This window comes from Methylobacterium sp. 285MFTsu5.1 (assembly GCF_000383455.1).
GTDB lineage: Bacteria > Pseudomonadota > Alphaproteobacteria > Rhizobiales > Beijerinckiaceae > Methylobacterium.
Genome location: NZ_KB911270.1, coordinates 84,984 through 106,332 on the forward strand (window position 1 = coordinate 84,984; position 21,349 = coordinate 106,332).

Annotated in this window: 18 protein-coding genes; 11 read left to right on the forward strand and 7 right to left on the reverse strand. The window is 71.4% G+C overall.

What is annotated here, in order from left to right; all coding sequences use genetic code 11:
- Positions 1-35 precede the first annotated feature (35 nt).
- The 4 genes from H288_RS32005 (at position 36) to H288_RS0100435 (ending at position 6,390) form a co-directional block, all read left to right on the forward strand.
- Complete coding sequence (locus H288_RS32005) at positions 36-785, forward strand: collagen-like protein (protein WP_234082070.1); 750 nt, start codon at positions 36-38, stop codon at positions 783-785.
- A 429-nt stretch (positions 786-1,214) separates the two neighbouring features.
- Entirely contained in the window at positions 1,215-2,810 is a 1,596-nt protein-coding gene (locus tag H288_RS0100425; RefSeq protein WP_280142537.1) for a TolC family outer membrane protein, read from the forward strand.
- 197 nt (positions 2,811-3,007) lie between these two features.
- Complete coding sequence (locus tag H288_RS0100430) at positions 3,008-3,559, forward strand: DUF2497 domain-containing protein (protein WP_020090622.1); 552 nt, start codon at positions 3,008-3,010, stop codon at positions 3,557-3,559.
- 113 nt (positions 3,560-3,672) lie between these two features.
- A complete protein-coding gene (locus H288_RS0100435) occupies positions 3,673-6,390 on the forward strand; it encodes a valine--tRNA ligase (RefSeq protein WP_020090623.1) in 2,718 nt (905 codons plus the stop codon).
- Positions 6,391-6,460: 70 nt separating this feature from the next.
- Here H288_RS0100435 and H288_RS0100440 read toward each other — a convergent pair whose 3' ends face one another.
- Positions 6,461-6,655 (reverse strand): hypothetical protein, encoded by a 195-nt coding sequence (locus H288_RS0100440; RefSeq protein WP_020090624.1) that lies wholly within the window; start codon positions 6,653-6,655, stop codon positions 6,461-6,463.
- Between the two features lie 498 nt (positions 6,656-7,153).
- On the opposite strand from H288_RS0100440, the gene H288_RS0100445 reads away from it, so the two are divergent.
- Positions 7,154-8,680, forward strand: a complete 1,527-nt coding sequence (locus tag H288_RS0100445; protein WP_020090625.1) for a Do family serine endopeptidase — start codon at positions 7,154-7,156, stop codon at positions 8,678-8,680.
- Positions 8,681-8,802: 122 nt separating this feature from the next.
- On the opposite strand, the gene H288_RS0100450 is transcribed toward H288_RS0100445, so the two are convergent.
- The 6 genes from H288_RS0100450 to hpnA form a co-directional block, all read right to left on the reverse strand.
- Positions 8,803-9,501: a phosphorylase gene (locus H288_RS0100450; protein ID WP_020090626.1), complete on the reverse strand. Its 699-nt coding sequence runs from the start codon at positions 9,499-9,501 to the stop codon at positions 8,803-8,805.
- 233 nt (positions 9,502-9,734) lie between these two features.
- Complete coding sequence (shc, locus tag H288_RS0100455; protein WP_020090627.1) at positions 9,735-11,732, reverse strand: squalene--hopene cyclase; 1,998 nt, start codon at positions 11,730-11,732, stop codon at positions 9,735-9,737.
- Positions 11,733-11,774: 42 nt separating this feature from the next.
- Positions 11,775-13,076 (reverse strand): hydroxysqualene dehydroxylase HpnE, encoded by a 1,302-nt coding sequence (hpnE, locus tag H288_RS0100460; protein WP_020090628.1) that lies wholly within the window; start codon positions 13,074-13,076, stop codon positions 11,775-11,777.
- The gene (hpnD, locus tag H288_RS0100465; RefSeq protein WP_020090629.1) at positions 13,076-13,927 is read right to left on the reverse strand and encodes a presqualene diphosphate synthase HpnD; all 852 of its coding nucleotides are present in this window, start codon (positions 13,925-13,927) and stop codon (positions 13,076-13,078) included. The genes hpnE and hpnD overlap by 1 nt, the downstream gene beginning before the upstream one ends.
- Positions 13,924-14,820, reverse strand: a complete 897-nt coding sequence (gene hpnC / locus H288_RS0100470; protein ID WP_020090630.1) for a squalene synthase HpnC — start codon at positions 14,818-14,820, stop codon at positions 13,924-13,926. Before hpnC ends, hpnD begins: the two co-directional genes overlap by 4 nt.
- A complete protein-coding gene (gene hpnA, locus H288_RS0100475; RefSeq protein WP_026604540.1) occupies positions 14,817-15,845 on the reverse strand; it encodes a hopanoid-associated sugar epimerase in 1,029 nt (342 codons plus the stop codon). Before hpnA ends, hpnC begins: the two co-directional genes overlap by 4 nt.
- A 518-nt stretch (positions 15,846-16,363) precedes the next feature.
- Between hpnA and rpsF the strand changes: the two genes are divergently transcribed.
- The 6 genes from rpsF to H288_RS0100505 all read left to right on the forward strand — a co-directional run bounded on the left by rpsF (position 16,364) and on the right by H288_RS0100505 (position 21,348).
- Positions 16,364-16,825, forward strand: a complete 462-nt coding sequence (rpsF, locus tag H288_RS0100480; RefSeq protein ID WP_020090632.1) for a 30S ribosomal protein S6 — start codon at positions 16,364-16,366, stop codon at positions 16,823-16,825.
- Between the two features lie 3 nt (positions 16,826-16,828).
- Positions 16,829-17,080, forward strand: coding sequence for a 30S ribosomal protein S18 (rpsR, locus tag H288_RS0100485; protein WP_007561044.1), 252 nt, complete (start codon positions 16,829-16,831; stop codon positions 17,078-17,080).
- Positions 17,081-17,208: 128 nt separating this feature from the next.
- Entirely contained in the window at positions 17,209-18,258 is a 1,050-nt protein-coding gene (locus tag H288_RS0100490; protein ID WP_020090633.1) for a DUF2232 domain-containing protein, read from the forward strand.
- 41 nt (positions 18,259-18,299) lie between these two features.
- Entirely contained in the window at positions 18,300-18,872 is a 573-nt protein-coding gene (gene rplI / locus H288_RS0100495) for a 50S ribosomal protein L9 (protein WP_020090634.1), read from the forward strand.
- Positions 18,873-19,184: 312 nt separating this feature from the next.
- Positions 19,185-20,672 carry a replicative DNA helicase gene (locus tag H288_RS0100500; protein WP_020090635.1) on the forward strand — a complete coding sequence of 496 codons (1,488 nt, stop codon included), beginning with the start codon at positions 19,185-19,187 and terminating at the stop codon, positions 20,670-20,672.
- A gap of 226 nt (positions 20,673-20,898) precedes the next feature.
- On the forward strand, positions 20,899-21,348 hold the full coding sequence (locus H288_RS0100505) for a cupin domain-containing protein (protein ID WP_020090636.1): 450 nt from the start codon (positions 20,899-20,901) through the stop codon (positions 21,346-21,348).
- The last annotated feature ends 1 nt before the right edge of the window (position 21,349 follow it).

Sequence of the window (21,349 nt, forward strand, 5' to 3'; positions counted from 1 at the left end):
GCATTCTGACCGTCTAAAAGACTGCGTGACCTGCCATGAGATCTGCCAAACGCCTGTGGCACGAGCGCTGGGCGCTGTGTTCGATGCTGGCCCTGTCGGCCGCCTGCGGGCCGCCGGCGCGGGCGGCGGACATGCGCATCGAGGCCGCCAAGATCACCGGCGGTGATCTCTGGATCATCGGTTACGCCGACGATCCGGGGGTGGAGATCACGCTCGACGGCCAGTTCCCCCACCGGACCGACAGCCGCGGCTATTTCGAGTTTCGCGTCGTCTATCATCCGGCCACCTGCATCGCGACGCTGCGGACGCCGAAACAGACCCGCAGCATCGTGGTCGGCGAGTGCGGCCAGCAGGGGCCGCAGGCGCCCGGGCTCGCCGGCCCGCGCGGCGAGACGGGTCCGCGGGGCGAGGCCGGGCCTCCCGGCGAGCGGGGCGCGATGGGACCGCCCGGGCCGCCCGGACCCCAGGGGCCAGCCGGCGCGGAGGGCGTCGCCGGACCGCCGGGCCCGCCGGGCGAGCGCGGCCCCATCGGCATGGCCGGCGCACCGGGGCTGATGGGGGCCATGGGCCCGCCCGGCCCGCCCGGGCCGCCCGGCGGCACCCGCGGGCAGCCGGCTTCCCCGAGCGCCGCGCCGAAACCGAACCCGTCGGCCGCGCTGGCAGGGCCGGCGCCGAAGCCGCGGCCGCCGGCGCGGGCGCGCCGCGCACCCGAGCCGGAATCCGCGCCCGAGGGACCGCTGGATCTGGAGCCCGACGCCGGCGGCGGCGGGATGGACCGCTACTAGGCGCGGACCGGTGTCGACCGCAGGGCCAGCCGCGGAACGGGCCACCCTGCCCGGCCAGGGGCGACGCGTCGGCCCCCAAGTCTCGCGTGGCTGCACGCCGGCAATAGTCTTTGGAAGAGCGTATTTATGCGACTTAACAACTCAATTCGCTCGCGTGCCGCGCTGTCCGCGCCGGGTGTGTCACCTTAATGCCCCAACGCCGCACATTCCGCCGCCAGACCCGCACCGAGGCGAGCCAAAGCGCCCGGTTTGCGCTAAGCGTGACGGTGGGGCGGGCTTGATCGGAGACGAGCGAAACGCCGTACCTTGGCCGTTTTCGTCTCGGACTTCCGGACCGAAAGAGACCGCAAGGGCTTGTTCATCGTGACACGACGTCCACCAGCGAGTTGCCCGACGTTCCGCCTGGCCGGGATGGTGTCCGGACTCGCGATGCTGGCTGCCATGCCGGCATCGGCCGAGACTCTGGAGAGCGCTCTCGCGAAGGCCTATCAGGGCAATCCGAGCCTGAACGCCAGCCGTGCGGGCGTGCGCGCGATCGACGAGAACGTGGCGATCGCGCAGTCGGGCTACCGGCCGACCGTCAACGTCAACGCCGCGATCGGCGTCCAGTACCTTCAGACGCGCTCGTCCAGCACGGTCGCGACGGCGGCCACCGGCGGCACGGCCGCGACCACCGCCGGATCGGCCCTCGGGACGACGGGCGGCGGCCTGGGCGGAACGGCGGGCGCCGGGACGACCGGGACCGGAACGACCACGGGGATCGGGACGACGGGGATCGGGACCGCGGGCGGCACCACCGGCATCGGAACCTCAGGTGCCGGGGCGGCGGGATCCGCGACCGGCGGCGAGGGCCTGTCCGGCGGCGCGACCTCCGACATCGCGAGCCAGGTCATCACCTCCCGGCGGACGACGCGCACCACCTACCTGCCGAGTTCCGCCAGCCTGAACGTCACGCAGACGATCTTCAACGGCTTCCAGACCGACAACACGGTCCGGCGCGCGGAGTCGCAGGTCTACAGCCAGCGCGAGAGCCTGCGCTTCACCGAGCTGTCGGTTCTGTACAGCGCCGTCCAGGCGTACATGAACGTGCTCAGCAACACGGCGACGCTGGAGCTGAACCGGAACAACGTCGAGGTTCTGGAAGAGCAGCTCCGCCAGACCCGGGACCGCTTCAACGTCGGCGAGGTGACCCGGACCGACGTCGCGCAGGCCGAGGCCCGACTGGCCGGCGCGCGATCGCAGGTCGCCCAGGCCGAGTCGACTCTCCGCACGAGCATCGGCGTCTACCGGCAGAATATCGGCGTCGAGCCGCGCCAGCTCGCGCCGGGTCGGCCGCTGGACCGGTTCGTGCCGCGCAGCCTCGATCAGGCGATCGCCGTCGGCCTGCGCGAGCACCCGCAGGTCGTCTCGGCCATCCACAACGTCGACGCGAGCGAGGCCCAGGTGAAAGTCCTGGAAGGCCAGCTCGCCCCGCAGCTCAGCCTGCAGGGCTCGCTCAGCCAGCTCTACGACCAGAACGGACCGAACCAGAGCTTCTTCGTCGGCTTCGTCGGCGGACGGCTCTCGATCCCGATCTACGAGGGCGGCCAGACCTACGCGCAGATCCGGCAGGCCAAGGAGTCGGTCGGCCAGGCCCGCATCCAGGTCGACCAGATCCGCGATCAGGTCCGCGCCCAGATCGTCGATTTCTGGGGCCGGCTCGAGGCCGCCAAGGCGCAGGTCATCGCCGCCCAGGCCCAGGTCCAGGCCAACGAGGTGGCGCTGAACGGCGTGCGCGAGGAAGCGCGCGTCGGCCAGCGCACGACCCTCGACGTGCTCAACGCGCAGCAGGAACTGCTGAACTCCCGGGTGAACCTCATCGTCGCCCAGCGTGACCGGGTCATCTTCTCCTACGGGGTGGTCCAGGCGATCGGACAGTTGACCGCGCGCTTCACGGCGCTCCCGGTCGAATACTACAGCGCCAAGGTTCACTACGATCAGGTCAAGGATCTCTGGTTCGGCCTGCGCACCCCGGACGGTCGCTGACGGCTTTTCCACGGGGAGTGTGTTGTGGGCGCGCTTGCCGTCACGAAACGGCATGGAATACTGATTGAACATCGATCCATTCGGGTCGCTTTCCAGTCTCCCATGCCCGAGTGCGCCTGCCGATGAGTGCAGCAAGCCCCAAGATCCCGGACTCGAAATTCCAGGACAAGGCTGCCGATAAGGCGCACGAGCCTTCGATGGAAGAGATCCTCGCGTCGATCCGGAGGATCATCGCCGACGATCAGGCCGCCAAGCCGGCCGAGGTCGCGGCGCCCGCTCCGGAGCCCGACGACGTGCTCGACCTCGCGGAGGTCGCCGAGCCGGTGATGCGCCCGCGCGTCGTCGAGCCGGAACCGGAACCCGAGCCGGCGCCGGACCTGCTCGACTTCGACGCGATCGACTTCGAGGACCCGGTGACCGCCGCGCCCGAACCGGAGCCCGAGCCCGAGCCCGAGCCGGCCCCGGAGCCGCCGCCCCCACCGCCTCCGCCCCCGCAGCCCGTGCTCCAGGCCGCCCGCGCGCCCGAGCCGGAGCCCGAGGCCCTGGTCTCTCCGGCCACGGATGCCAGCGTCAGCGGCGCGTTCAACCTGCTGGCCCACACCGTGCTGACGCAGAACGCCCGGACCCTGGAGGATCTCGTCAAGGAGATGCTCCGGCCGATGCTGAAATCCTGGCTCGACGACAACCTCCCGGCCGTGGTCGAGCGCCTCGTGCGCGCCGAGATCGAGCGGGTGTCGCGCGGCCGCTGAGCCGGCGGCCTGGGTACGGCGGCCGCGGGCCGCCCTCCGCGTGTTGACGGGAGCGGCGTGACGGTCGAAAGCGGGGCCACCCCCGTTTGGACAAGCGCCGGCCCGTACCCGCGATGATGGACAAGACCTTCGAGCCCACCTCCGTCGAGGCGCGGATCTCCGCCGCCTGGGCCGAGGCGGACGCCTTCCGTGCCGGCCGGCCCGAGCGCGCCGGGGCCCCGCCGTACTGCATCGTGATCCCGCCGCCGAACGTGACGGGCTCCCTGCACATGGGCCACGCCCTCAACAACACGCTGCAGGACATCCTCTGCCGCTTCGAGCGCATGCGCGGCAAGGACGTGCTCTGGCAGCCGGGGACGGACCATGCCGGCATCGCCACCCAGATGGTGGTCGAGCGGCGGATGATGGAGCGTCAGGAGCCCGGCCGCCGCGAGATCGGCCGCGCGGCCTTCGTCGAGAAGGTCTGGGCCTGGAAGGCGGAATCCGGCGGCGCGATCGTCAACCAGCTGAAGCGGCTCGGCGCCTCGTGCGACTGGTCCCGCGAGCGCTTCACCATGGACGAGGGGCTGAGCCGGGCCGTGCTCAAGACCTTCGTCGACCTGCACCGGCAGGGCCTGATCTATCGCGACAAGCGGCTGGTGAACTGGGACCCGAAGTTCCAGACCGCGATCTCGGACCTGGAGGTCCAGCAGGTCGAGACCAGGGGCCATCTCTGGCACTTCGACTACCCGGTGGTGGACGAGGCCGGCGCCGAGACCGGCGCCGTCATCACGGTGGCCACCACCCGCCCCGAGACGATGCTGGGCGACACCGGCATCGCGGTCCATCCCGAGGACGCGCGCTACACCGCGCTCGTCGGCCAGCGCGTGCGCCTGCCGCTGGTCGGGCGGCTGATCCCGATCGTGGCCGACACCTACTCGGATCCCGAGAAGGGCACGGGCGCGGTCAAGATCACGCCCGCCCACGATTTCAACGACTTCGACGTCGGCCGCCGCCACGGACTCGGCCTGATCAACGTCCTCGATCCCGAGGGCCGGATGCTGCTCGACGGCAACGCCGAGTTCCTCGACGGCGTCGCGCCCGAGCCGGAGGCCCTGGCGCTCCACGGCCTCGACCGGGCGCAGGCCCGCAAGGAGGTGGTGGCGCTGATGGAGGCGCGCGGTCGGCTGCGCGCGATCGAGCCGAACACCCACGCGGTCCCGCACGGCGACCGCTCGGGCGTGGTCATCGAGCCCTACCTGACCGACCAGTGGTACGTGAACGTCAAGCCGCTCGCGGAGCGCGCCCTCCAGGCGGTGCGCGACGGGCAGACCAAGTTCGTGCCCGAGAACTACGAGAAGATCTTCTTCCAGTGGCTCACCAACATCGAGCCGTGGTGCATCTCGCGCCAGCTCTGGTGGGGCCACCAGATCCCGGTCTGGTACGACGACGCCGGCGGCATCTTCGTCGCCGAGAGCGAGGCCGAGGCGCAGGCGGCGGCCGACGCGCAGCACGGCCGGCCGGTCGCGCTCACCCGCGACGCGGACGTCCTCGACACGTGGTTCTCCTCGGCGCTCTGGCCGTTCTCGACGCTGGGCTGGCCGGACACGACCCCGGAACTCGCGCGCTTCTACCCGACCAACACCCTGGTGACCGGCAAGGACATCCTGTTCTTCTGGGTCGCCCGGATGATGATGATGGGCCTGCACCTCACCGACCGGGCGCCCTTCGACACGGTCTACCTGCACACCCTGGTGCGGGACGCGTCGGGCGCGAAGATGTCGAAGTCGAAGGGGAACGTCGTCGATCCCCTGGAACTGATCGATCAGGTCGGCGCCGACGTCCTGCGCTTCACCCTCTGCGCCCTGGCCGTCCAGGGCCGCGACATCAAGCTGTCCACCGACCGTGTCCAGGGCTACCGCAACTTCGCGACCAAGCTCTGGAACGCCGCCCGCTTCGCCGAACTGAACGGCTGCCGCCTCGACCCGGCCTTCGACCCGCGCTCCGCCACCGGCGCGATCAACCGCTGGGCGCTCACCGAGGCGGCCCGCGCGGTCGACGAGGTCGCGGGCGCCCTCGAGGCCTTCCGCTTCAACGACGCGGCGGCGGTGGCCTACCGCTTCGTCTGGAACATCTTCTGCGACTGGTATCTCGAGCTCGCCAAGCCGGTGCTCCAGGGCGAGAGCGTCGATCCGGCGATCCGGGCCGAGACGCAGGCGAGCGTGGCGTTCCTGATCGATCAGGTCGCCAAGCTGCTCCACCCGTTCATGCCGTTCCTCACGGAGGAGCTGTGGGCGATCAAGGGCGCCGACCTGTCGGAGCGCGGCCTGCTGACCCTGGCCGCCTGGCCGGACCTCGGCGGCCTCGCCGACGCGGCCGCGGAGGCCGAGGTCGGGTTCGTGGTCGATCTCGTCAGCCAGATCCGCTCGGCGCGGTCCGAGACCAATGTCCCGGCCGGCGCGCAGATCCCGCTGGTGATGGTCGGCGCCGCCCCGGAGGTGAGAGCGCGGGTTGAGGCGTGGCGCGACACGCTCCTGCGTCTCGCTCGGCTGTCGGAGATCACCTTCTCCGAGACGCCGCCGAAGAACTCGGTGCAGCTCCTAGTGCGCGGCAGCGTCGCCGCGCTGCCCCTTGAAGGCGTGGTCGACCTCGCGGCCGAGGTCGCGCGCCTGAAGAAGGAGCAGGGCAAGGCGCAGGGCGAGATCAGGAAGATCGACGCGAAGCTCGGCAACGCCGACTTCGTGGCCCGGGCGCCCGAGGAGATCATCGAGGAGAACCGGGAGCGCCGCGAGAGCGAGTCGGCGCGGCTGGCGAAGATCGAGGAAGCTCTGGTCCGGCTCAGCGGCGACTGAGCGCCCGTCCGGGAGCGCTCCGACGTGTCAGGCCCGCCCCGGGGGTGACCCGGCCCCGGAGGCTCGCCCGTCAGCGTCGGGTGCCGAGGGTTCCGGTGAACGCCCGCGGCCCGCCCCAACTGGCGGCGGACGCGTCGTTCGGGGTCCAGAAGCCGTCCTGCGACGCGCCCCGCGGATGCAGGGAATAGTCCGGCGGAACGTAGCCGCCGGCCTGGTTCCAGTAGCCGGGCCGGAAGTTGGCCCGTTGATTTCGCCGCGCGCTCATCGCCGGGGCGGCGCGTATCGACGCCGTAAGCCCGCTTGGAAGCACCGCGCGGCGCGCGATCTGTGGCGACGGGCTTCGCGTCGAAGTAGTCACGGTAATCCGCGTACGAGTCGGCCGCCAGCGTGCCGACAGTCGACCCGAAGACCATGGCAGTCGCCAGCAGCACCTTCATTGTCAATTCCTCTGCCTACACACTCGGATCTGGCGGCACCGAGATTGCGCCGGCCCGCCGAACTGAGCGGTATTTAAGATCGACTCCCGGAAACTGCGGTGCTGGGCGGCACGAGCCCGGATCCGGCTCGGCCAGCGCCGCGACGTCGGGCCTCCGGTCTCGGTCACGCGCCGCGATCGCGCTGGGGCTCCGCGAGCGCTCGGCTACCTGTCCAAACGGTAATTTGATCGCCACGCCCGGGTCAGGCGCCGCCCCTTAGACAGATCCCATCGATGGCCGCGACCGCCGGCGTCGTCCCGATCAGTCCCGAGAGGTTGAGACCCCCCATGACCGAGACCCGTCCCACTGGCCGCACCTCGCGCCGCGCCCTCGCCTCCGTGGCGGCCGCCGCGCTGATCGCCGGCGGTGCCATCGGCAGCGGTTATCTGCCGGCCGCGACCCCGGCCTACGCGCAGGCGCTGCCCAAGTCGCCGATCGAGGCCCCCGAGCACCCGCCGGGCTCGTTCGCCGGTATCGTCAACAAGGTGAAGCCGGGCGTCGTCTCGGTGAAGGTGAAGCTCGACGACTCGGCGAGCAGCGACGACGACGACGGACCGAGCCAGGGGCGCAACCTCCAGAACGTGCCGCCGCAGCTGCGCGAGTTCTTCAAGCGCTTCGGCCAGAACGGCCCCGGCGGGATGCAGCCCCAGCATCAGGGCCCGCGCGGCGCTGTCGGCTCCGGCTTCATCATCTCGGCCGACGGCTACGTGGTCACCAACAACCACGTGGTCGACCATGCCAAGACCGTGCAGGTGACGCTGGACGACGGGCGCACTCTCGACGCCAAGGTCATCGGCAAGGATTCCAAGACGGACGTCGCCCTGCTGAAGATCACCGAGGGCTCGAACTTCCCGTACGTCCAGTTCGGAAAGGCCGCGCCGCAGGTCGGCGACTGGGTCGTGGCGATCGGTAACCCGTTCGGCCTCGGCGGAACCGTGACCGCCGGCATCGTCTCGGCCCGCGGCCGCGACATCGGCGCCGGTCCCTACGACGACTTCCTGCAGATCGACGCGCCGATCAACAAGGGCAACTCGGGCGGCCCGACCTTCAACGTCAACGGCGAGGTGGTCGGCATGAACACCGCCATCGCGTCCCCGTCGGGCGGCAGCGTCGGCCTCGCCTTCGCGATCCCCGCCGAGACCGTTCAGGCGGTGGTCGACCAGCTCCGGACCGACGGCAAGGTCGCCCGCGGCTACCTGGGCGTCCAGATCCAGCCCGTGACGCAGGACATCGCCGAGGGCCTGGGCCTCGACAAGGCCAAGGGCGCCCTGGTCGACCACGCCGAGAACGGCACCCCGGCGGCCAAGGCCGGCCTGAAGGCGGGCGACGTGATCGAGAAGGTCAACGGCGACACGGTGGACAGCGCCCGCGAGCTGTCGCGCAAGATCGCCGGCCTGAAGCCGGGCGCCAAGGTCGAGCTGAGCTACCTGCGCGGCGGCAAGACCGACACCGCCACGGTGACGCTGGGCACGATGCCGACCGACGGCACCAAGATGGCGAGCCGCGACGACGACTCGGGCAACGGCCAGCCGCGGCTCGGCCTGCAGCTCGCCCCGGCCGGCGATGTCGGCCTGTCGGATCAGGGCGTCGCGGTGGTCCAGGTCGATCCCGACGGCCCGGCGGCCGCCAAGGGTATCGAGGCGGGCGACGTGATCCTCGACGTCGGCGGCCAGAGCGTGGCCCGTCCGTCGGACGTGGCGACGCAGATCCGGGCGGCCGAGTCGAGCGGGCGCAAGGCCGTGCTGATGCGGGTGAAGAGCGGCAAGGGCCAGACCCGGTTCGTGGCGGTCTCGCTCAACAAGAAGGCCGGCTGAGGCCGGTTTCTCCCGGCGCGGGGTCCGCCCCGCGCCGTCTCGTGGTGACCTCCGACTCGCGCTGGCCGAACAGGCCGGCGCTTTTTCGTGGCCCCTTCACCGCGACTGAGCGTCTGGGCGTCTCAGCGCCCCGGGACCGGTATGCCCAGTCCCGGCCCGAGCCGCGTCCGGCACCGTCCCAGCGCCGCGAAGGCGGCGTTCGAATCCCGGGCAAGGCGCATGAGGTCCCCCAGGCGTGCCCGGCCGCGCGCGAAGGCGAAGAACACCGCGGCGATGTCGGGTTCGCCGTCCGGCGTGAGCGCCGAGGCCGCGAAAGCCGGGAGGGCCTGGTCGGCCGGATCGCAGATCACCCGCACGGCCGCGAAGGGCAGGCCGTGCCGGCCCGCGAAGGACGCGGCCACGTGCGATTCCATGTCGACGGCCGCGGCGCCGGTGGTGGTCCGCAGGTCCGTCTTGCCGTCGACCGCGAGCACCGCCGTGTCGACGCCCGCCAAATCCGCCGGGATCACCCGCGGCCCGACGCCGGACAGGAGGTTGAGCAGCGTGGCCGACAGGTCGAGATCGGCGGCGCGCCGCCCCTCCTCGCTCACCACGCCGGTGCCCACCACGACGTCGCCTGGCCGGAGCGAGGGATCGAGGCCGCCCGCGATGCCGAAGCTGACAACCGCCCGGCAGCCGGGCTGGCCGCGGGCCTCCAGGAGCTGGCGGAGCCGGTGGGGATTGCCGCCGGCTCCCACGGCCTCGACCCCCGCCCCCGCCGCCATGCGGCGCTCGCGGGCGAGGCCGGTAACGGCCAGGACGGGTGCGGCGGGATCGATCATGGCGCGCTCGTGGACGAGTCCGGCGAGGTCCGCAAGAAGGCGCGAGCGCCGAGGCGGGGTCCGGGCCGGATCCGACGCGGAGGGCGGTTCGTCCGGTCCCGCGGGATCGCTGTCTGAGGAGGCCACGTGTCTCGTACCGGGGCTCGCGGATCGGCTGTCGGGACGGTCGAGCGCGCCGCGATCCGGCGGAGCGGAGCCGGCCCGCCGGGCCGGCCCCAGGACGTCGGCGGACGTCACATGCCGAACTGGACGCGCCGGCTGTTGCCACGCTTGAGGTTGCGGAAGCGCGCCATCGCCCAGAGTGGGAAGAACTTCGGGTAACCATGGTACCGCAGGTAGAAGACCCGCGGGAAGCCCGTGGCGGTGTAGCGCTCCTCCTTCCAGAACCCGTCCGCGCCCTGCGTGCGGGTCAGGAAGTTGATGCCCCGGGTCACGGCCGGGTCGTCGACCGCGCCGGCCGCCATCAGGGCGAGGAGCGCCCAGGCGGTCTGCGAGGCGGTGGACGAGCCGGGCTCGAAGGCCGGGTCGATCTTGTACGAGGAGGCGTCCTCGCCCCAGCCGCCATCCGGGTTCTGGATCCGGATCAGCCAGGACACAGCCTTCTGGATGCGCGGATCGGCGGAGTCGACCCCGGCGGCGTTGAGGGCGCAGAGCACCGACCACGTGCCGTAGATGAAGTTCATGCCCCAGCGGCCGTACCACGAGCCGTCCTCCTCCTGATCATTCAGGAGGTAGTTCACGCCGCGGTCGAGGGCGCGGGAGGTCTCCCGGGTCTCGCCGAGCTGGGACAGCATCCCGACCACGCGGGCGGTCACGTCCGCGGTCGGCGGGTCGAGCAGCGCGCCGTGATCCGAGAACGGGATGTGGTTAAGGTACATGTGGTTGTTGTCGGCGTCGAACGCCGCCCAGCCACCGTCCTCGGATTGCAGACCCTCGACCCATTCCCGGGCGCGGGCGATCGCGGCCTTGTAGTCCGGCATGCCGGCGACGAGGCCGTGCTGATGCATGGCCCGGTCCATCGCCATCACCACCACGGCGGTGTCGTCGAGGTCGGGATAGTGCGCGTTGGCGTACTGGAACGCCCAGCCGCCCGGCCGGACCTTCGGCTTGCGCGCCGCCCAGTCGCCGACGATGTCGAGCACCTGCCGGGGCTTCAGCCAGTCCAGACCGGCGCGGGCCTGGGCCTCGGCCTCGGGGCCGCCGGCCTCGAGCAGCGCGTGGCTCGCGAGCGCCGTGTCCCAGACCGGTGAGACGCAGGGCTGGACGTAGGCCTCGTCGGCCTTCTCGACCACGAGCTTCTCGATGGCGTCGCAGGCCACGCGGACCTGCGGGTGATCGGGCCGGTAGCCCATCACCTCGTACATCAGCACCGAGTTGACCATGGCGGGGAAGATGGCGCCCAGGCCGTCCTCGCCGTTGAGGCGCTCGCTCACCCAGGCGCGGGCCATCTCCATGGCGCGCTGCCGGCTCTTGCGCGGCAGGTGGTTCTCGACCCGCTGCAGCACCCGGTCGATGAAGCCGAAGATCGGCGTCCAGGGCCAGGTGGCGTGGGGCGAGCCCGGCCAGGAGCGGACGCTCTCCGGCGGGGTGACGAACAGCTCCTGCACGCTGATGCCGCGGGGATTGCGCGCCCGGGGCTTGGTCGCCTGGAGCACGAACAGCGGCACCACGGTGGTGCGGGCCCAGTAGCTGATCTTGTCGAGGTGGAACGGGAACCACTTCGGCAGGAACATCACCTCGACGGGCATCACCGGCACGGCGCGCCACGGCACCTCGCCGTAGAGGGCCAGCATGAAGCGGGTGAACACGTTGGCGTTGGCCGCGCCGCCGCGGGACAGGATGCCCTCGCGCGCCCGGCGCATGTGCGGCGCCTCGATGTCGTCGCCGATCATCTTGAGGGCGAAATACGCCTTGACCGTGCAGCTCATGTCGAACGGCCCCTCGTGGACGAGGGCCCATCCGCCGTGCCGCCCCTGGGTGCGGCGGAGGTAATTGCCGATCTTGGCCTCGAGGTCGCCGGGGACCCGCGTGCCGCGGAAATGGTGGAACAGGATGTACTCGGACGGGATCGTGGCATCCGCCTCGAGCTCGAAGCAGATGTGCCCGTCGTCGTGCGCCAGGGCGGTCAGCGCGCGCGTCGCCTGCGCCACGCCGCGCTCGACGTCCTCGAGCGAGATCCCCTGAGTCTTCGAGCGCTGCAGCGCCTCGACTTTGCTAACGGCCTCTCTCATAGTCCTCGCCTCGAACGACCGCCTCGCGGCGGACGCCATGCCTCAAGCTGCGCCGCGCACCTGGGTTCCAGCACGCGCGGCAGATCCCGCACGCAAGGAACGTGCGGCCGTCTGGCCAGAGCGGATCGCTCCCTCGATCGTCGACGGCAGGCCGGTGGCGGTCCAATCGCCTGCCAGGACGAGATTGTCGTAGGCGGTTTCGGCCTTCGGGCGCCGCGCGGCTTCCGCCGGCGTCGCCGCGAAGGTCGCACGCTTCTCCTTTACGATCTGCCAGCTGGGCAGGTCGGGTGCAAGGTTGCACAACTGTGCGATCTCGGCCCAGATCTGCCGGGCGAGGTCTTCGCGGGGCACGTCGAGAAGGCGATCCGCGCCGCTGATCGTGACCGAATACCGGTCCGGATAGGCGAAAAGCCACTCTGTCAGGCTGTTGACGACGCCGAGCACGAGGGGGCTACCGGGCTTCGGCGCCAGGGCGAAATGCGCGTTCACGATGGAGCGGAATTCCGTCGGGGCGAGGAGACCGGGCAACACCTCCCGGGCGACCCACGGCGGCAGCGCCAGCACGACGCCGTCCTCCGGACCGAGGGTCTCGGCACCGTCCGAGAACACGAGCTGCCCGACGCGGCCGTCCGCGAGGTCGAGGCCGCGCAGGCGCCGGCCGAGGCGGATCTCGCAGCCGCGGCTCGTGAGGTAGCGGATCGCCGGATCCACGAAGGCGTAGGACAGCCCTTCGACGGCCACGAGCGGGCGGCAGGCCTTGCCGCCCGCCCCCAGGGTCTCGCGCAGGATCCGCGCCGCCAGCCCGACGTCGCTGTCGCGGGGCTCGGTGTTGAGGGCCGCGAGCAGCACCGGGTGCCAGAGGCGCCGGTAGAGCGTGCCCTCGCAGGCCATGTGGGCGCCGATCGTGCCGCCCGCACCCTCCGCCTTGCCGGAGGCCGCGCGCAGGATCCCGAGGGGCGCGAGGTAGTCCCGCGCCCGGGTGCCGGGGACGCGGCGGGCCGGGCTCATGACCCACCAGGGCAGCCGCCCGGCGTTGGGCCGAAGCCGCCAGCGCTCGCCGGTCTTCAGGTCGGCGAAGTCGAACTCCGCCACGTCCGGCCCCACCAGGGCGTCGGCCGGCGCGCCGATCGTCCGGAGGAACCCGAGGGAATCGGCGTTGCCGGACAGGAGCAGGTGGTTGCCGTTGTCGATGGTCAGGCCGAGGGCCGGGTCGTAGTACGAGCGGCAGCGGCCGCCGGCCTGCTTGGCGGCCTCGTGCAGGACCACCCGGGCGCCGGATTCGGCGAGCGCGACGGAAGCGGCGAGGCCGGCGAGGCCGGCGCCGACGACGTGGACGGTGCCCATCAGATCAGGCCGTGCCGGACGACGACGCCCAGCAGCGCGAGCTTGCCGGGCTTCACCCGGGCGCGGGGCATCGCCCAGCCGCGCGCGAGGACCGCCTTGAGGTAGAGGTGATAGGCGGCGGCCATCAGCCGGGCGGCCTTGGTCGCCTTGCGGGGGCTGCGCCGGATGATCTCCCAGGTCGCCTGGTAATGGTCCTCGGCCTCGCGGGCGAGGGAGATGCAGACCTCGCCGATGCGGGGGTGGCCGATCGCCTCTGCCGGCGTCGGGTCGGTGAGGCCGATTGCCCGGAGCTTCTCGCGCGGCAGGTAGAGGCGGCCGCGCTCGGCATCCTCGTCGATGTCGCGCAGGATGTTGGTGAGCTGGAGCGCGCGGCCCTGGTGCCACGCCAGCCGGATGCCGTCCGCCTCCGGCATGCCGAAGATCCGCACCGACAGCCGGCCGACCGCGCTGGCGACCCGGTCGCAGTAGAGGTCGAGGGTCTCGGCGTCGGGGGCGACGATGTCCTCGACGGCGTCCATCGCCATGCCGTCGATGACCGCCTGGAAATCCTCGCGCTTCAGGCCGAATCGGCGCACGGGCTCCACGAGGTCGCGCACCCGCGGGGCCGGGCGGCCGGCGTAGAGCGCGTCGATATCGGCCCGCCAGCGGTCGAGCTCGACCTGCCGGACGGCCCGGGTGCCGCCGTCGTCGGCGACGTCGTCGACGGCGCGGCAGAAGGCGTAGACGGCGTACATCGCCTCCCGCCGCTCCTTCGGCAGCAGGCGCATCGCCGTGTAGAAGGAGGAGCCGGCGGCGGGCAGCGCCGGGGCGGCGCTCGCGTGGTCCTGGGCGGGCGTGGCGGTGGCGGTCACGAGCGGATTCCCTGAGCCGCGGCCCGGACGGTCCGGCCGCGGAAGGGCCGGCGCGCCAGGGTGGCAGCGACGCCGCCGAGCGCCGTCAGCGCGAAGGCGGCCTTGCCGTGATGGACTTTCTCCGAGAGCGGGTCGCGCTCCAGCAGGCCCCGGCTCAACACGACGGCGAGCCGGTGGATGGCAGCGATCTCCAGAGACAGGCGCAGGTCGTCGATCAGGTCCGGCAGGACCGCGCCCTCGTCGAGGAGGTCCAGGCAGCGCTGCGCCAGTTCGCGGATCGCGGCCCGGAGCTGCGGCGGCGCCTGGGCCTCGCCGAGCATCGCCACGGTGGCGCCGTGGCGGTCGAGGCAATCCTGCGGGAGGTAGACCCGGTCGAGCGCCGCGAAGTCCTTGCCGCAATCCTGGAGGTGGTTGATCACCTGGAGCGCCGCGCAGATGGCGTCGGACGCCCGGTAGACCCGGGCCGGGTCTTCGCCGTGCACGTCGAGGACGTAGCGGCCCACCGGCATCGCCGAGTAGCGGCAGTAGTGGATCAGCTCGTCCCAGTCCGCGTAGCGGTTCTTGCGCGCGTCCATGCGGAACGCGTCGAGGAGTTCCAGGGCGTGCCGGGGCGGCAGGCCGCGGGCCGCGAGCTCGCGCTTCAGCGGCTCGGCCTCGGGATCGGACGGCCCGGCGCCGGTGAGCGCGTCGGCGAGGCGATCGAGCAGCTCGATCTTGCGCTCGGGCGACAGGGCGGCGTGATCGGCCACGTCGTCGCCGGCGCGGACGAAGTTGTAGAACGCCAGGATCGCGCCCCGGTGGCGGGGATGGATCAGGTGCGAGGCGACGGGGAAGTTCTCGTCGCGGTGCCCCTTGCCGGAGCGCGTCGCGGTGGCGGAATCGAGGGTGCTCATGCGAGGTAGCCCGCCTCCCGGAACCACGTGATCGCGTCCGACAGGCCCTCGCGGTACGGCCGGGCCGTGTAGCCGAGTTCGGCGCGCGCCTTCCTGTCCGAGAAGAACATCCGGTAGCGCGACATGCGGATCCCGTCGATCGTCGCGAAGGGCTGCCTGCCGGTGACCCGCGCGGCGAGCTGCGCGAAGAACGCCACCGGATAGACGGCGGCCCGGGGCAGATTCACGGTCGGCGGCTTGCGCCCGACCATGCCGGCGATGTCGGCGAGCATCTGCGAGAGGAACACGTCCTCGCCGCCGAGGATGTAGCGCTCGCCGATGCGGCCCTTGCGCAGCGCCAGGAGGTGTCCCTGGGCCACGTCGTCCACGTGGGCGAGGTTGAGCCCGGTATCGACGAAGGCCGGCATCTTGCCGAGCGCCGCCTCCTGGATGATCCGGCCGGTCGGCGTCGGCTTGACGTCGCGGGGACCGATCGGCGTCGACGGGTTGACGATCACCGCCCGCAGGCCGTCCCGGGCGACCATCTCCTCGACCACCCGCTCGGCCACGACCTTGCTGCGCTTGTAGGCGCCGATCGCGGTCTCGGGCGTCAGCGGCATGGTCTCGTCGGAGGGCGTGACGCCGTCGGCCGGCGGTTTGATCGTCGCGACGCTCGACGTGTAGACGACACGCTCCACGCCGGCCTCGAGCGCCGCGCGCATCATCAGGCGCGTGCCGTCGCGGTTGGTGCGGACGATCTCCTCCATGTCCGGCGCCCAGAGCCGGTAATCGGCCGCGGCGTGGATCAGGTAGCGCTGACCGCGCATCGCCGCCGCCACGGCGGCCGGGTCGCGCATGTCGCCCTCGGCGATCTCCACGTCGGTCCAGGTGAGGTTGCGGCGGGGGCTCGAGGCGCGCACGAGGATGCGCACCGGGAAGCCGGCCCGGCGGAACACGTCGACCAGGGCTGAGCCGAGGAAGCCGCTCGCGCCGGTGATCAGCACGGGACCGACCTCGGACGGGCCGGAAGCTGGGGCCTCTGCCATCGCGGATCTGGAGGATTACCGAAAACCAGTGCGGCCGGGGATCCCCAGCCGCGCCGCGCTTGTGTCATCGAACCGCCCGAGCGGCAAGCTTGAGCGGTGCCGGACAGGGTCGCGCCGCGGCGCGGCACGCGCCCGTGGGCGTGTTCCGCACAACAGGCGGGGCCGTCCCGGCAGGGCCCGGCACGGGACGCGCGGCCCGATCCCCGCGGCCGCGGGGAGATCGGGCCCGCCACCCAAGCCGCGACCCACGACGCGACCTTGCCACGACCTTGCCAGGTCGCGAAAAACCGACTATGCGCCGCCCCTCGCGTTCGCTCCGGCCGGGGGCTGAACGGACGGTGCCGCTCGCGGCACAGGGCTCTCCCAGATCCCGTCGTCCGGTGTCTCCGCCTTCGATCAACCGCTCGGGCCTGAAAATCGGCTCGAAGGGCTTGGCGCCGAGCGTAGCGCGAGATGAACCGGCCCGAATCAGCCGCCTTCCGGCGGCCGGGCTCCTTTTGACGATGAAAGGCCCGACAATGCCTCTCTACGAGCATGTGCTCTTGGCCCGCCAGGACGTGACGTCCCAGCAGGTCGAGACGATGATCGACACCTACAAGGGTGTGATCGAGCAGAACGGTGGCCGTCTCGAGAAGATCGAGATGTGGGGCGTGAAGTCCCTCGCCTACCGGATCAAGAAGAACCGCAAGGCGCACTTCGCCCTCCTCAACATCGACGCCCCGCCGGCCGCCATCGCCGAGATGGAGCGCCAGATGCAGATCTCCGAGGACGTGCTGCGCTTCATGACCATCCGGGTCGAGGAGCTCGATTCCGAGCCGTCCGCCATGATGCAGAAGCGCGACCGCGACGACCGCAAGGATCGCGAGCGCGGCCGTCGTCGCGATGACGAGGGCTTCGGCGGTGGCGGCTTCGGCGGCGACCGTGGTGACCGCGGCGATCGCGGTGACCGCGGCGAGCGCAGCTTCGGCGGGGAGGGCTAACCCATGGCATTCGGTGCTGGTGCGGGCGGCGGACGCCGTCCCTTCTTCCGTCGTCGCAAGACCTGCCCGTTCTCCGGCGCGAACGCGCCGAAGATCGACTACAAGGACGTCAAGCTCCTGTCCCGCTACGTGTCCGAGCGCGGCAAGATCGTGCCGTCGCGGATCACCGCGGTCTCGGCCAAGAAGCAGCGCGAGCTCGCTCAGGCGATCAAGCGCGCCCGCTTCCTCGGCCTGCTGCCCTACGTGATCAAGTAGGCCATCAGAACCCGCCGGCCCGGCATCTGCCCGGGCCGGCCCTCCCAGAGGGCGGCTCGCGCCGCCCGATCGTTGGGGCGCGTAGCCGCCTCTAACCCTGCCGTACCGGCAGCGGGACAGCGGAATTCATGGCACAGCACATCGGCATCGGTATCGGCGCGGGCCTCGTCTCCGCACTCCTGTTCGGGGTGCTGCTGAAGGCGACGCCGCTCGCGATCCTACTCTACCTCGTGGCGCCGCTTCCGATCCTGATCGTCGGCCTGGGCTGGAGCCACAAGGCCGCGCTCGCCGCGGCCGCCGCCGGCAGCCTCGCGCTGGTCCTGGTGATCGCGCCCTTCCTGGGACTGGCCTTCGCGGCCTACATCGCCCTGCCCGCCTGGTGGCTCGCCTACCTCGCGCTCCTCGGGCGCGAGACGCCCGCCGGCCTCGAATGGTACCCGACCGGCCGCCTGCTCGGCTGGATCGCCGCCACGGCCGCCCTCGCCTTCATCGCCATCGCGGTCCTGTCGTCGCCGAACCACGCCGCCTTCGACGCGCAGCTGCGCGGGCTCGCCCAGACCCTGGTCCAGACGCGGCTGCCCTCCGCCCGCCCGTCCCCCGAGACCCCACGCGCAGACGCCCCGCGCGCCGACGCGCCCTCGACCGGCGGCGAGGCAGGCGGCAAGGACGGGGCGGCGACGCCCGGTCCGGCCCCGCAGGCCGACGCCGACCCGGCGGACGTCACGCGGGCCGAGGTGGCGGACGCCCTCGCCCGCGTCGTGCCCGCCTTCGCGGCGAACGGCCTCGCCCTGCTGCTGGCCTTCTACCTCTGGGCGTCGGCCCGGATCGTGAAGATCTCCGGCCGCCTGCCGCGGCCCTGGCCCGACATCCCCTCCACCGCCATGCCGCGCAGCACGCTCGTGGCGGTCGCGGCGGCCGTCGGGATGTGCTTCGCGCCCGGCTATGTCGGCGTGTTCGGGGTCGCGCTGCTCGGCGCGTTCAGCGCCGCCTTCGCCCTCCAGGGACTCGCCGCCTTCCACGACCGCTCCCGCGGCCGGCCGGGGCGCGGGCTCATGCTGTTCGGCATGTACCTGATCCTGTTCGTGACCCAGGGCATCGCCCTGGTCGCCCTGACCCTGTTCGGCCTCGCCGACACAGCCCTCGACCGCCGACGCCCCAAGGGCGATCCGGCGCCGTGAGACCCCGGCCCGCGTGGCCGAACACCTGAAGGAGAAAGACCATGGAAGTGATCCTGCTCGAGCGCGTGGCCAAGCTGGGCCAGATGGGCGAGACCGTGAATGTCCGTCCGGGCTTCGCCCGCAACTTCCTGCTCGCGCGCGGCAAGGCCCTGCGCGCGACGGAAGCCAACAAGAAGCACTTCGAGGCCCAGCGCGCCCAGCTCGAGGCCCGCAACCTCGACCGCAAGAAGGACGCCGAGGTCGTCGCCGAGAAGCTGAACGGCCAGAGCTTCGTCCTCATCCGTCAGTCCGGCGAGACCGGCGTTCTCTACGGCTCGGTCTCGACCCGCGACCTCGCCGAGGTCGTCGCGAAGGAGGGCTTCACGGTCGATCGCGGTCAGTTCACCCTGAACCAGCCGATCAAGACGCTGGGCCTTCACACGGTCCCGGTGGTGCTGCACCCCGAGGTCGAGGTGGAGATCACCGTCAACGTCGCCCGCAGCCCCGAGGAGGCCGAGCGTCAGGCCCGCGGCGAGTCGGTGACCGAGCGCGAGGCGTTCAACCTCGACGACCTCGGCCTCGAGGTCGGTCAGGCGCTGGCCGATGCCGGCGAGGGCGCCGACGACCGCGGCTGATCCCCGGTTGCAGGCTTGACCGGCCGGCCAACCGGCCGGTCAAGCCTGCGGCGGCGTGGCCGGGCCGCGAGGCCGACCCCGCCGTGTATACCGGTGAACACTGGGGATGATGGTCCCCGAGACTTGACACGTTCCAGTTTTGTTCCAGCATGGACGCCCGCCCCTCGCGAGAGTCGGCGGGCGTCCGCTTTTCCGCGCCCCGGCCCGGGAGAACCGGCCGTCGGCTAGGCTTCGGTAACCATACCGGCGCCAAGGTCGTGCGGTGTGATCCTGGCGCGCCCGCCGCGGCGCCTGATACGGAGTCGTCCGCCGATGGCCTTGCCCAATGCGCTCACGGCCAAGCTCGAAGCGGTCCAGGCCGAGTACCGCGTCGCCCCGCACAACATCGACGCGGAGCAGGCGCTGCTGGGCGCGATCCTGGTGAATAACGACGCCTATTACCGGGTGTCGGACTTCCTGCTGGCCGAGCACTTCATGGAGGATGCCCACCAGCAGATCTTCACGGTGGCGGCCTCCCTGATCAAGGCCGGCAAGCTCGCCACGCCCATCACCATGAAGACCTATCTGGGCGACGCCGATTTCGGCGGCCAGACGGTGATGCAGTACCTCGCGCGCCTCGCCGCCGACGCGACGACGGTGATCAACGCCGGTGAGTACGGCCGCACGATCTACGACCTCGCCATCCGCCGCCGGCTGATCACCATCGGCGAGGATCTGGTGAACGGCGCCTACGAGGCGCCGGTGGAGCAGGCGCCCCGGGACCAGATCGAGGAGACCGAGCGCCGGCTCTACGAGCTGGCCGAGGCCGGACGCTACGACGGCGGCTTCCAGAAATTCTCGGACGCGCTGACCGCCGCGGTCGACATGGCCGCCAAGGCCTACCAGCGCGACGGCAAGCTCTCGGGCATCGCCACGGGTCTGTCCGACCTCGACGCCAAGATGGGCGGCCTGCAGCCCTCCGATCTGATCATCCTCGCGGGCCGCCCGGCCATGGGCAAGACCTCGCTGGTGACCAACATCGCCTTCAACATCGCCAAGGCCTACCGCGGCGAGAAGCAGCCGGACGGCACGACCCGGACCGTGAACGGCGGCATCGTGGGCTTCTTCTCGCTGGAAATGTCGGCCGAGCAGCTCGCGACCCGCATCATCGCAGAGCAGTCGGGCGTGCCCTCGTACAAGATCCGCCGCGGCGACATCCGGCCCGAGGATTTCTACAAGATCACCGACGCCGCCCGGGACATGCAGACGATCCCGTTCTACATCGACCAGAGCGGCGGCATCTCGATCGCCCAGCTCGCCGCCCGGGCCCGGCGCCTGAAGCGCCAGAAGGGCCTCGACCTGCTGATCGTCGACTACCTCCAGCTCCTCTCGGGCTCGGGCAAGCGCAGCGACAACCGCGTGCAGGAGATGACCGAGATCACGACGGGCATGAAGGCGCTCGCCAAGGAGCTGGCGGTTCCGATCATCGGCCTGTCGCAGCTCTCCCGTCAGGTGGAGAACCGCGACGATAAGCGTCCGCAGCTCGCCGACCTGCGCGAGTCGGGCTCGATCGAGCAGGACGCCGACGTCGTCATGTTCGTGTTCCGCGAGGAGTACTACGTCGGGAACAAGAAGCCCCGCGAAGGGACCGAGGAGTTCTTCGCCTGGGAAGCCGAGATGCAGCGCGTCCACGGCAAGGCCGAGGTGATCCTCGGCAAGCAGCGTCACGGCCCCACCGGCACCGTGGAGCTGCAGTTCGACGCGAACATCACCCGGTTCTCGAACCTCGCGCAGACGGACCGGATCCCCGAGCAGATGTGAGCGTCGCGCCGTCATCGCGAGCGCGGCGAGGCGAGCCGGGCCGGCGCGCGATCGCCGAGTGTGGCGCCGGCTGGGTTGCTTCGCTCCGCTCGCAAGGACGGTGAGGAGCTTTGCTGACCGGGACTCGGAGCGATGTCCCGGTCGTTCTGGCCTTCGTCGGGAGCCGCGAACCATCGCCAAGCCCGGCCGTTGTGGGAGGGTGTGTCCCGCCGCGGCAGGAGCGACGATGAGCGAGCCGACCCCTCCGAAGATGCCGTACTGGCACGTCTACACCGATGCGGAGGGTGTCAGCCGCCAGGAGCTGTTCCACCTCGAGCGGTTCAAGTTCGAGGGGATCAACCCCGAGACCGCGCCGCAGTGGAACGATAAGATGGACCCGGCGCCGTCGGTCGTGACCTTCACGGTCCTGCCGGTCGGCTGGGTCGGCGAGTGGCACGAGAATCCGCGGCCGCAATGGATCGCCGTCCTGTCGGGCCGCTGGTTCGTCGAGACGATGGACGGCCACCGGGTCGAGATGGGCCCGGGCGAGCTGATGATGGGCGAGGACCAGAACACCAAGGCGCGGGACGGCCGGAAGGGCCACCTGTCCGGGACGGTGGGTGACGAGCCCTGCACGATGATCGTGACCGGGCTGCAGGTCGAGCCGACCGTCAATCAGCCCGGCCGCTTCAAGTAGG